This window comes from Sphingobacterium athyrii (assembly GCF_003071065.1).
Taxonomy (GTDB): domain Bacteria; phylum Bacteroidota; class Bacteroidia; order Sphingobacteriales; family Sphingobacteriaceae; genus Sphingobacterium; species Sphingobacterium athyrii.
In genome coordinates this window covers 761,669-774,033 of record NZ_QCXX01000004.1, presented here as the reverse complement: position 1 = coordinate 774,033, position 12,365 = coordinate 761,669, and the positions used below count along the sequence as shown (strand labels likewise).

Sequence of the window (12,365 nt, the reverse complement as noted above, 5' to 3'; positions counted from 1 at the left end):
CTCCCCAGTCTCTATTCGTAGATACTGTATCCTTTTTTACTCGCTTTCCATTTCACATTTAAAGTCTTGGAAAGAATCTGCACAATTTCATTCAGTGATTGGCCATCGAAATACATGCTTAGCTTCCGTGCTTTCAAATTGTCACCAACCACAACAATATGAGATTGAAAACGCTTTTCAAGATCCGAACAGATACTGTCCAGGCGTTCGTTGGAGTAACTGAGTTTCTGTGCTACCTTATAGTCATTTTCTAAATCATCGACGGTAACTTTTGATAGTACAGCGGTCTCTTTTTTAAAGAAGCCCTTCTCGTTCTTTTGCAGGATAAGTTCTTTTGCTGCAGCTCCTTTTCCACCGCTCAAAGCCACGGTACCTTCTTTCACCAGCACCTCTACATCCCCTGCGAGTAAATTAACTTCAAAGGATGTACCGATATCACGCACGTAATTATGGGTCAGTTCGACCACGAAAGGAGAGGTTCGGCCATGCCTTACGTCAAAAAATGCCTTTCCTTTTTTTAATTCAACAATACGTTGCTGATTAAATGTGCGTGTATTGAATTTTGCTTCTGCACCTGCATACAGCACCATGATGGAGCTATCGGGCAATAATATACGCTCCTGTTCGGCTGTTCCATATAATTGGCTCTCATACCCCACCCAACGGTCAAAGTTCAGGTAGCATGCAAATCCAATCATCAGCAACACTGCCGCAGCTACGAGTTTCATCCAAGGTTTCAAGATTGTTTTCATAGGTGTAGGCAACGTTACTTCATCAGTTGCCTGTACCCGATCCAAGCCTTGTTTAAATCTATCCCACTGGCTATTGGTATCCACATTTTTATAATGCTCCAGCACAATAAGGTCATCGGATAGCGTTCTGACTTCATCATATCGTTTCGGATTTTCCACATCCTCAGAAAGCCAACGTTCAAGCAACAGCCTTTCCTCAGCGGAAATAACCCCATCCAAATCTTTCTGGATCAAGTCATAAGGAATAAATCTTGACGTATTGTTTTCTTCCATATCTATATGATAACAAACTGAACTAAAAGTCCTAATGAAAAAAATAAAAAGCCTATTAGGAACAGCACATATGCTTCTCGCTTTGCCAATGCAACCCGAATTTTATCATAGGCAATGGTCAAATGATTTTTGACGGTTTTAATGGAGATTCCCAATTGATCCGCAATTTCTTGCTGTTTCATCTTATCGTATTTACTCATGAGAACAATTTTCCTACATTGTGGAGGCAACTCTTTTAATATACTTTCGATCATTAACAATTTGGATTCATATAAAGTCGCGTGATCGGTTTGGTCCGAATCGTCTGCCGGATTCAAATCCTTCAAATAATTCTGATTGTGATCCTTCAGGCGCTGGTTCTTTTTGAGGTGAGTAAGTGAAAGGTTGATGACACTCCGCGATAGATAGGCCCCCAATGATTGATTAATAGCCAGCTTTCCAGCATTCTCCCATAACATCATAAATACATCATTGGTCAGTTCCTCGGCGATAGCTTCATCTCTCAGGTACCGAAAAGACAATGTATATAATTTACGGAAATAGGCTTTATAAATAGTTTCAAAAGCATCTCTATCTTTATGAACTATCTTTTTGAGCAGGTCAACGTCGTTTGACATAGGACTTTGGTAAAGCTAATAATAATCGTATGTAAAAGTAATCAAATCCCCGGAGATTTCATCCAATCTATCTAATTTACAACGAATGAAGCCCAAGCAATAGCTTAACGTAAAAAAAAACAAAACGCCACACAACAAGTAAGTTTCAATTATATTTTTTATTTTTACGAAAAATCAAATTAATGTTAAAAAAATATTTCCTTGCGAGTTGTATTGCTTGCATTTTATTTTCTTGCGCTAAAGACAATTATCCTGAAACGCCAGAAGTAGTTACACCAGAAAAAGAAGCAATATCCTATAGTGATAAGTTGATTAAAAATATCAATGTTCATACTGAAGTCAATACGGTTAATATTTTTAAAGAAACACTAGTTGGAGTATATGACGAAGAAAACCATAAGGATTACCGATCATTTATCGATTGGGATAACGTTTTTGTGGATTCCGTAGTATGGCATATTGACGATGTTCTTCATTACAATACACGCACTGAGAGAAATCTGGCATATAGAGGGATTACATTCAACAAACCTGGTAATTATGAATTCAACCTTCTCCTTTATAAAGATAGTAAAGTTATAAAAAGATCTAGTTTGACCTTCAGAGCTATTGCAGGAAAAGATTTTTTTAATGTCAATTGGGAAAATCCACCGGCAAGTAACATTGTCGGACAGTCTTATTCCTACAAAAAAGGCTATCGTATAGATCAAACCTATGTGAAAGGGCAATATCCATATAGTTATGTGAGTCTTTATTATGGAGATCAATTTCCAAAACAAACTCCGGAAAAAGGAAAAGAGTATTTAATGGAAGTGGCACAAACGACGTTTGGTACACCTAAATTTGTTTCTGCACAAAATAAACAAGCCGAACTTGATGAAAAGTATATCATGCTTTTCAAAAACAAGTTGAATTACACTCCAGTAGCGATTTGGGAAAACGGAGCTTCTTCAATCGCCTTAGTAGGTTCTCCGAAAGATGCCATTGAAACTTATTTCATCATTGCAGAACCTAAATATTAAAAAATACATTAAAGCCTCCATTCTGGAGGCTTTTTTCCTACCTTCGTCCTATGGCGAATCAACTGCAGTTTGAAAACTCTCCTTACCTTAAGCAGCATGCGCACAATCCCGTGGATTGGATGCCCTGGGGAGCGGAAGCCCTAAAAAAGGCGAAGGAAGAAAATAAACTTATTATTGTCAGCATAGGCTATTCAGCCTGCCATTGGTGTCACGTCATGGAACGGGAGAGCTTTGAGAACTCGGCTATTGCACAGACCATGAACAAGTTTTTCGTGCCCATCAAAATCGACCGCGAGGAACGCCCTGATATCGACCAAGTATACATGCTCGCTGTCCAACTGATGACCAATGCCGGTGGATGGCCGTTGAATTGCATCTGCCTGCCCGATGGTCGTCCAATTTATGGCGGCACTTATTTCAAACCCCATGACTGGCAGAACATCCTGTTACAGATTGCGCAGATGTGGGAAGAAAAGCCTGAGGTCGCTTTGGATTATGCCAATAAATTGGAGAATGGGATCCAACGGTCGGAGAAACTTCCCATTCATCCCATTCCCGAACAATATACGCATAAGGATCTCGAAGCTATCGTTTTACCCTGGAGCGAAACATTCGACAAGAAAGAAGGTGGCTATAAAAGAGCGCCTAAATTTCCGCTGCCCAACAACTGGCTGTTCTTTTTAAAGTATGCAGTTCTTACGAATGACCAAGAAATCCTGAATCATGTCCATTTTACCCTGAAAAAAATCGGTTCCGGAGGAATCTATGACCAGATTGGGGGTGGTTTTGCACGCTATTCAGTAGACCACTACTGGCATATCCCCCATTTTGAAAAAATGCTTTATGACAATGGTCAATTACTTTCCCTTTATGCCGAAGCTTATCAACAGAATAAAGACCCATTTTATAAAAGAATAATCGAAGAGACGATTGTCTGGGCCGAAAGGGAGATGCTTGCCCCCAACCATGGTTTCTACAGCGCATTGGACGCCGATAGTGAAGGTATTGAAGGAAAATACTACTCTTTTTCAAAAGCCGAATTCGATGAAGTATTGGGCAAAGACGCCGAGCTATTTAGTCAATATTTTAATATTACCGAAGAAGGTAACTGGGAAGAAGAACATACGAATGTTCCCATTTGCGCCATTAATGCAGACCAACTTGCCACGAAGGTCAATATGTCAGCTGACGAATGGGCAGATTTTTTAAAAACTTCCAAGCGGAAACTATTTGATTATCGCGAACAACGCGTACGGCCAGGTTTGGATCATAAGCTATTGACCACCTGGAATGCCCTCTTGTTGAAAGGGCTAATTGATGCTTACCGCAGTCTAGGAAACAATCATTTTCTGGATCTCGCCCTGAACAATGCACAGTTTATTTGCACGGAACTGATTCAGGATAATAACTCCATCTTGCATCAGCCACGAGATGCAAACCGTGCGATATTGGGTTTTTTGGATGATTATGCTTTCACCATAGAAGCCTTTATCACTTTATATGAAGCCACATTTGATCAAAAATGGTTGACCATTGCACGGCAATTGGCTGACAAAGCCATCGGATTATTTTATGATGCGGAGCAGAAAACATTTTACTATACTTCATCAGAAGCCGAAGAGCTGATCGCCCGAAAAAGTGAAATCATGGACAACGTAATTCCCTCCTCCTCCTCCACGATGGTCCGCCAGTTGAAACGTTTGGGTTTACTTTTTGATGATGAGAATTATACCGCCATAGCTGATCAATTGCTGGCGAATGTATTTCCTCAAATCAAAACTTACGGCTCCGCTTATTCAAATTGGGCAATATTATTGCTAGAAGAAATATATGGGATCAATGAAATTGCATTGACAGGCGAGGGAGCATTAGCTTTTCGTGAGGAACTAGATCAACATTATATCCCAAACAAAATTGTACTCGGCGGCACGGAAGAAAGTCTTCCTCTCCTTGAGAATAGAATCGGAAAGGAAACAAAAGCATATCTTTGTAAAAATAAGACGTGCAGTCTTCCACAAGATTCCATAACAGCGTTAATAAATTATATTTAATAAACGGTAGCCTTAGGGCTCCAAAAATCAAAATCAGATGGCTATAAAAGCAAACGACGTCGTAGCATTGACGTACAGACTTCACACAGTAGAAAACGGTGAAAAAGTTTTCGTTGAAGAAACAACTGCAGAACAACCTTTAGACTTCTTATATGGTGTAGGTATGATGTTGCCTAAATTTGAAGAAAACATCGCTGACTTAAACGTGGGTGACAAAATTTCTTTCGAATTGGTACCAGAAGATGCTTACGGCGAAAAAGACGAAAGAGCATTCGCTCAATTACCTGTAGACATGTTCAAAGAGACAGGTTTACCTCCAGTAGGTGAAGTATTGCCTTTGCAGGACAACCAAGGAAACCAATTCCGCGCGGTAGTTGCTGAGGTAACTCCAGAAATTGTTATTGCTGACTTAAACCACCCAATGGCTGGTAAAACGTTGAATTTCGATATCGAAATCTTAACTGTACGCCCCGCTACTGAAGAAGAATTGTCCCACGGACATTCTCATGGTGTAGATGGTACGCAAGGTCACTAATCAGGGATCAAAATATAAACAGGAAAAGGGCGTCAATTGACGCTCTTTTTTTATTTTACTTAACTCAAAATATGTAACTTGTTTCCAAAACATCCATTATGCCCACATTTGCCGAGAAAGTAATTACATTTAACAAACAACTTCACTATCACGGAAATCTTCCTTCCGATTTTAATGTCATCAATCCCTACCTCGATAACCCGGAGACACTAGTTGTGATGGGACAATTCTATCATAAATACTATCACGACAATCTAAAACGTAAATTTATCATCGGGATCAATCCAAGTAGGCATGGTGCGGGTGTCACCGGTGTTCCTTTTACCGATACCAAACGATTATACAGTGCCTGTGGGATAAAAATGCAATCCGCTCATACCCATGAAATCTCTTCGGTCTTTATGTATGATATGATTGAAGCCTACGGCGGGCCTGATATCTTCTATCAACAGTTTTACATCAATTCCCCTTTTCCGCTGGCCATAGTCCAACATAAAAAGCCCAACAACTGGATTAATGCAAACTATTATGACGATAAGCAGCTTTTTGAAATGGTAAAGCCATTTATGGTGGAATCGCTAAAACAACATATTTCACTGGGAGTGAAAACTGACGAAGTCTTCGTTCTGGGAAAGAAAAATGCTACTTTCCTCGCAAAAATCAACAAAGAAGAAAAACTATTTGGAGAGATGATTATTCTGGATCACCCACGCTATATCCAACAATATAAATCCAAGGACAAACAACTATATATCGACAATTATATTCGTTTATTGAGTGGCTTATAAATGTTAGTAACTGTGTTAATAAACTGTAATTCAAAACTAAAATTGTTAATAAGCAATACCCTCGAACGATAGACCGGATTCATATTACTTCGATCTGGAGTCCGTGTTATATACGGTATCGAGGCCCCTTCGACTCCCATTCGGCCTTCATTCGACACTTATTCGCCTCTTCTTCGACACTGCGCCCTAGTAATAGCGGCTTGAGAAAGAAGTCTTACCCTCATGGCTCCGACTTTAACTCGGACTCACCACGGACACATGTCGCTCTCACCACAGACTCATCTCGACTATGGTACGAAGCTGTATCGAAGCAGATACGATGCTGCATCGAACCTCCATCGAAGCAGCGGTTTTACACCCATACCAAATTCGAAAAAGATCCTTGCCTACGTCACTGATAAAAATATCCATGCAATTTTCATAATAGGCTTTTACTAGCTATTATGAATTTAATAATTGCTGGTAAAAGCCTATTTCAAATTCCTTAAAAATAAACAAATATTTGTTTATCAGCATTTTAATTCCCTAAATTCAACCTATGGCTATACTAGAAAACGGTAATCTGAAAGGCTTGGTTGGGAACCTTGTCTTTCGAAAATCAAATGAAAAAACTATTGTGCAGACTGGCCCAGGGCGTAAGACAAAACAAACGAAGGCCACAAAAGCAGCTGCAATAGATTTTGGTCACGCGAGTACTGCAGGATCCCGCATACGACATATAATGGGAGAAGTTCATCTCAAATTGCACGATAGCAATATGCACAATCGCCTGATCAACCAATTAAAAAGAGTAACCCGGCCAAACAGAGCGCCCGTGGGTGAAAAGACAATTCGAGGCGGAAAGATCGATCGGCTGGTAAACTTTCAATTCAACGACAAATGCCATATGCACGACTACATGCATTTCGACCCAGAAATAAAATTGTTGGATACAAAACAAATTGCCATACAATTCCCAAAATTTGACATGCAAAACGATATTCATCGTCCAAAATACTGTAATCTCATGAAAATAAATCTGATGATTGTGGTATTCAATTTCGAAAAACAGATCTATGTCCGTAGGCACAAACACCAGATTTCTTTATGCTTACAGGCAGATTCTAGAACTGTTGAATTGGAAGAATTACGGTTTGATGTGAACGATCAAGATGCTGAGACCGTACTTATTGGAATGAATATCGAATACTATGAAAGATTTCGCGAAGATTATTCCCTACTAAATAATAAAGAACTGCATCCCGCGGCAATTGTCGGTGCATTTATTATTGAATCTTAAAAGCAAAATATAGGCATGGGCACGATAGAGAAAGAAATACCTTAATTGTTTATTATTGATATCACCGAAGGGCGATTCGATTAAACACACTATTTCAATTTCTCAATCTCCTCAATTGACAATCCTATAATATCAGCTATGACCTTGGAATCAAAACCGCTCTTTAACATCTTTAAGGCTGAGATTCGTTTCTCGGCTTCAGCTTTCGCTCGCTCCTCTTGCCGACCTTTTTCTATTCCCTTTTTCATGCCTTTTTCCATACCTTTCTCCATGCCTATACGTTCCGCTGTAAGGCGAATACTTTCCGCATCCCTCTTATCCTTAAGGCTCAATTCGTATGCTTTCATATCTTAATAATCCTCTATTTCTTTAACTCTCATTGTAAAAGCTAATTTACATTATTTTCCCGTTGGTAACATCTTCTTTGGCTTCTTTAACCTCGTAATCGGTAAGATATCCATTACGTTCATAAAATTCCTAATTCAACAAATAACTTTCCGCTCAAACAAAGCAATAATACCTTCAAAAATCTGTTCAGCATTTGCATGTAATGCTTCCATCTTGACCTCTAATCGTTTTAAGGTATCGAGGTCGATCTCAAAATTGTCTTCGTAACGGGTTGAGCGGTATATATCTTCCAAAACTTGGAGCAAAACGATATCATTGTGATCGTCTTCATCAAACACGCCAGCATAAATAGAACTGATTTCCTTCAGATACAGATGATGGTATCGGATCGAATGCGTAATTCTCTCCTTTGCAACAAGCAAAAGCTCTAGATAACGATAAGTAAGCTCGATAGCTTGGTGCAACATGAAAGAAGCCAAAGAAAATTTTCCCGTTACGCTAAAATGGTAATATCCTTCTTTAAATTCATCTATTTTCTGTTGTTCCCTATTTTTCAAGGCAATGGCGAGCCCCTTACATTTTGTGAAATCAAAATTTTTGGGTAACGGCACAAATTCAGATTTTTCCTTGGTGTAAATGCGTTTTTGGGGCTGACAAGACGTAAACAGAAATAGATTCCCTTCCCTAATCTTATCCTTTGCCTGAAAAGCCACATAACACATTACTTTATATTGCGGATATTCCCGTATAGTATTCATAATCTTTGGAACAAGATCGCCTAAATTATTAACATACTTGTTGGATACAAGGATAATTAGTTCGTATGGCAATATTTCCCTTTCATAGGAATTCAGATAAATCTGCTCGATATTGTATTTGGAAGTTATTTGGGAGACTATATTTTCCAAACCCTCCTCCTTATTTAGTGGTTCCATGTCTTAATAGATTTTTGGCTCATAAGCATTAAGTTCATCCAAATACAGCAGCTCCCTGATGAAATCGAGTACTTCGTTATTGTTGCGGTCAACTCTATATCCGATTTGCCGATTGCTAAATACATCCTCCAAACATAATTCTAGCATACTGCGCCATTCTTGAACAGATTTTTTTTCAAATTGGTCGTGTAGATATTTCCAAGGCCTTTTAATCCATTTATATCCCATACTGTACAACTCTTGCTTTTTATCCTTAGGATATTTCCATTTGGTATTGATATCCTTTCCATCCTCAAGAATGTTTTGATAATGCCCCCAATAACCATCAAGAATAAAAAGAAGATCGTGATAATAATACAATATATTCGCAGGATTGCCGTGTAGCTTCCAGAAATTGTTTGTATTCAAAATTTCCTTCGAAATAAGTATCGCTGTTATTAAATCTTCCTTTTTCGAATATCTGAATACATGATATAAGTCAACGTCGTAATCATAAAGCGTGTCCCTTGCTATAAATTTATCTCTTTCCTTCGTCAATATTTCCACATCTCGGGGAGATAACACGTTCCTCTGTTCGTGCCTGTCAATGATAAGTAAGGTACTGATCAAAATGTTCATTTGCTGCACCGCTTTCGCCATATAATCATCGAATTCACAAGAATAATTAACACAAGTGGGCATTAATCCTTCAAACAACAGATTGAAGAGGTCACTTCTTAATGAATACAAAGGATCCGAACTGTATATACTGACCAGTGCTTGATAAGCATTGGAAATGGGATCAGAATTCGTAATAATTCTTTCCCTTTCCCGCGTCTTGATTTTAATATTTGTATAAGGAATACTGAACTTTTCAGATAAACTAAGATCAGGTCTTATTTTCTCGATCAGCCATCCCGCTTCAAACAGACGTAATAATTTCTTATACTTTTTATAGATTACCAATGGAGAATCATAAGTCATCCAATAATTTCGACGTATTGCCAATGTCAAGATTTCAAATAGTTCATCCTGTATGTGCGTTGGGGATGAAAACTCGTTGAATGTCTTTTTTAATACGGAATATGGATTTAGTATTTCTTTTTCCGTTAGTAGTGTGATGTAACTACCTTGATATTCTACATGATGCATAGTGAAATGGATTTGAATTACACAAATAAACACAGTATCATCTACGTACCGAACCAAAACGACTTGTATAAAACCAAGCGCAATTTGTATCCTACAAGGTTATACTTGTTTTGTACCATCTAAAGATATTTCGTATCTTAAACACTGAATATTTGTTAACTTTGGACTTATGAGTACAACCAACACAACAAACCATATAGGAAGGAAAATTAGCCGTATCCGCGAACTTAGGGGAATGAAACAAGAGGCTTTAGCATTCGAACTGGGTGTAAGTCAACAAGCAGTATCCAATATGGAACGTAGTGCTGAGATAGAAGTAAGCCTATTGGCTCAGGTAGCGGAAGCATTAGGTGTTACTCCAGAAGCTATTGAGAATTTTGATGAAGAAGCTGTGTTTAATATTATAAATAACACTTTTACAAGCCACGACACATCTACACTAAATGCAATAAATATACATCCGACCTTTAATCCGCTTGATAAACTCATCGAAGCATATGAAGAGAATAAAAGGCTTTACGAACGCCTTTTAGAAGCTGAGAAATCTAAGGTGGAGTATTTAGAGAGGCTGCTAAAGAATAAATAATCCATTATCTAAAGCGATCTGATATGGAATGTTATTAGACGGAAGTAATGATTTAAATCAATGAAGTTTATAAAAAAGCGGAGAATAAGCTATTTATTCTCCGCTTTTTTTGCGGTAAATATTCCTTATTGATCATATCTACTGATACCGCATTGCGTGATATTACAGATTTAGTCAATAAAAGCGCCTATTTAAGACGGACTCAGTCGGTGGAAGTACAAATCACCTCCTATCCTCCAATCTACTATAGACCATTGCCTTAAAAGTTCGTTGATGGCTCGACCACGAGTCTGGTTTGAAAAATAGCTTGATCACATCGCTTTCATAATTTTCCATTATCTTGAGAATCAATTGTTCGAGATCGGATGGATCGGTACGATAATCAATCTGTACATTCGCTGCAAGAGCACGCAAGAATCTTAGCTTATCGAGGGCATAAAGATATTTCCAAAATTTCAGCAATACAGCAGGACTAATTCGATAATCTATCACTTCAAGCATTTTCTTATAATTCTTTTCATATTCCAATATCCTGAAATACAGCTCATCATATCCTGCATATCCCATATTATTGCGAAGCATACTCAGTGTCTTCGTCCTAAATTTCTTATTGAGCTCCTCATCATTGGAATGATCCATGATAAAAACGTAATCAGCGATATTCGGAGCGCTTGAAAATTTTTCCATTTTAATAGAGGCAAGTTTGCTAAAATTTCCACTATCCGTATATATGTCCTCTAAAATCTCCAAAAAAGGATCATTATAAGTTGGATTTACATTGCCAGCGATCACCCTGTTGCAATAATCAATCGCTTTGTTGGGATCATGATCTCTTATTGCTTCTATTAATTTCAGATTATACTTGGCTTCCCATTGACGGGGCACAAAGTAATCAGCATTGTCTTCAAACATATTATGCTCAAGCAATACCTCTAAAAAAAAGCTATCAACCGCTACGGACATGTGATAGCGCCCTTCTAACAGGGAAGTGATCAGATCTTCTATTTTGTCAGCCAGTAACCGTTTCCGTTCTGTAGTAGAGCTTTGGTAGATCTGTATGAACAATTCCAACATACCTCCCTGTGAATTTTGCTCAGACCACATTTTATCCCAATACGAATTTGTCAATGCGACCCACTGTATGTCAGAATCAACATGAGCAATGATTCCAGCGATTTTCGAATTTCCGGTTTCAATAAACTTTCTAAAACGCGTACCGGTATAAAAAACGCTATATTCAAGATCCAAAACAGTATTATATACTGCCAAAAACAAATCGATGATCTTTTCATTTCCGATATTCAACGCTAAATACTCCCAAAAAGGCTCAAGCGCCTTTTCCCAGATTTGTACGATCTTCTTGACCTCCGAAGCTTCTATCTTCTTACGTTTACCCACTACTGAGGCAACTGCATCTTTTAAAATCTTCGCGACATCTGTTTCTTGATATTCATGCTTATTTTTCCCGAATTTCAGCAGAAACTGTAATTCAATATCTTTATTGGATTTAAAAAGTTCCAGCAGCCAAGATGCTAACACTTCCTGTCCTAACATGAGTAACAGCTGTTCACTCTCCTTCACCTTCTTTCCGTTGGCTGGCTTGGTGTTTTTTTTCGTAGCTGAAGGGCTCTTCTTCTCGGACGAGAGCATCAGAAGTATGGCGATTTGGTGTATACAATAGCTATCTCGCCGGCCGCAATCACAAGAATGAGCGACAATAACATCCTTATCCAATTGGATGTTAACATCATACGAGTCATTTCCCTCGTCTACATAGGCTACGTAATTTCCTTTGCTTTCAACTTCTTCCAATTCACGAAAGACGAGTTTTTTAGCTTGTGTGAGCTTCGTTTCGCTCTGTTTAGCTAAGATCTGAGAAATTTTCATACAATAAACGTCAGCAAAATTTTCAACCTTGTGGTTTTATTCTGTTTACAAGTTAACAAATTGTTCTCTTTTAAGCCAATTCATCTTTTCATAGGTCTCTCTCAAGAAGCCAAAAAATATCACAGTGCTTATAGGGTAAACTTCGTTCGTGATCTTTCTCT

Annotated in this window: 12 protein-coding genes; 6 read left to right on the top strand and 6 right to left on the bottom strand. The window is 38.3% G+C overall.

Going from position 1 to position 12,365, the window contains the following annotated elements:
• Positions 1 to 11 precede the first annotated feature (11 nt).
• Positions 12 to 1,025: a FecR family protein gene (locus tag DCO56_RS17595; protein WP_108635035.1), complete on the bottom strand. Its 1,014-nt coding sequence runs from the start codon at positions 1,023 to 1,025 to the stop codon at positions 12 to 14.
• Between the two features lie 2 nt (positions 1,026 to 1,027).
• Complete coding sequence (locus DCO56_RS17590) at positions 1,028 to 1,642, bottom strand: RNA polymerase sigma-70 factor (protein ID WP_108635034.1); 615 nt, start codon at positions 1,640 to 1,642, stop codon at positions 1,028 to 1,030.
• A gap of 182 nt (positions 1,643 to 1,824) precedes the next feature.
• On the opposite strand from DCO56_RS17590, the gene DCO56_RS17585 reads away from it, so the two are divergent.
• The 5 genes from DCO56_RS17585 (at position 1,825) to DCO56_RS17565 (ending at position 7,317) form a co-directional block, all read left to right on the top strand.
• Positions 1,825 to 2,664: a hypothetical protein gene (locus DCO56_RS17585; RefSeq protein ID WP_108635033.1), complete on the top strand. Its 840-nt coding sequence runs from the start codon at positions 1,825 to 1,827 to the stop codon at positions 2,662 to 2,664.
• 50 nt (positions 2,665 to 2,714) lie between these two features.
• A complete protein-coding gene (locus DCO56_RS17580) occupies positions 2,715 to 4,715 on the top strand; it encodes a thioredoxin domain-containing protein (protein WP_108635032.1) in 2,001 nt (666 codons plus the stop codon).
• A 37-nt stretch (positions 4,716 to 4,752) separates the two neighbouring features.
• Positions 4,753 to 5,250: an FKBP-type peptidyl-prolyl cis-trans isomerase gene (locus DCO56_RS17575; protein ID WP_104383926.1), complete on the top strand. Its 498-nt coding sequence runs from the start codon at positions 4,753 to 4,755 to the stop codon at positions 5,248 to 5,250.
• 98 nt (positions 5,251 to 5,348) lie between these two features.
• Positions 5,349 to 6,038: an SMUG2 DNA glycosylase family protein gene (locus DCO56_RS17570; RefSeq protein ID WP_108635031.1), complete on the top strand. Its 690-nt coding sequence runs from the start codon at positions 5,349 to 5,351 to the stop codon at positions 6,036 to 6,038.
• A gap of 538 nt (positions 6,039 to 6,576) precedes the next feature.
• Positions 6,577 to 7,317, top strand: coding sequence for a hypothetical protein (locus tag DCO56_RS17565; protein WP_108635030.1), 741 nt, complete (start codon positions 6,577 to 6,579; stop codon positions 7,315 to 7,317).
• A gap of 89 nt (positions 7,318 to 7,406) precedes the next feature.
• Here the strand turns inward: DCO56_RS17565 and DCO56_RS17560 are convergent, their stop codons facing one another.
• From DCO56_RS17560 to DCO56_RS17550, 3 genes are all read right to left on the bottom strand, one after another.
• Positions 7,407 to 7,664, bottom strand: coding sequence for an RpnC/YadD family protein (locus tag DCO56_RS17560; RefSeq protein ID WP_108635029.1), 258 nt, complete (start codon positions 7,662 to 7,664; stop codon positions 7,407 to 7,409).
• A gap of 135 nt (positions 7,665 to 7,799) precedes the next feature.
• The gene (locus DCO56_RS17555) at positions 7,800 to 8,600 is read right to left on the bottom strand and encodes a HEPN domain-containing protein (protein ID WP_108635028.1); all 801 of its coding nucleotides are present in this window, start codon (positions 8,598 to 8,600) and stop codon (positions 7,800 to 7,802) included.
• Between the two features lie 3 nt (positions 8,601 to 8,603).
• Positions 8,604 to 9,731, bottom strand: coding sequence for a hypothetical protein (locus DCO56_RS17550; RefSeq protein ID WP_108635027.1), 1,128 nt, complete (start codon positions 9,729 to 9,731; stop codon positions 8,604 to 8,606).
• 169 nt (positions 9,732 to 9,900) lie between these two features.
• Between DCO56_RS17550 and DCO56_RS17545 the strand changes: the two genes are divergently transcribed.
• Positions 9,901 to 10,317: a helix-turn-helix domain-containing protein gene (locus tag DCO56_RS17545; RefSeq protein WP_108635026.1), complete on the top strand. Its 417-nt coding sequence runs from the start codon at positions 9,901 to 9,903 to the stop codon at positions 10,315 to 10,317.
• A gap of 222 nt (positions 10,318 to 10,539) precedes the next feature.
• On the opposite strand, the gene DCO56_RS17540 is transcribed toward DCO56_RS17545, so the two are convergent.
• Positions 10,540 to 12,204: an SWIM zinc finger family protein gene (locus DCO56_RS17540; protein ID WP_108635025.1), complete on the bottom strand. Its 1,665-nt coding sequence runs from the start codon at positions 12,202 to 12,204 to the stop codon at positions 10,540 to 10,542.
• Between the last annotated feature and the right edge of the window lie 161 nt (positions 12,205 to 12,365).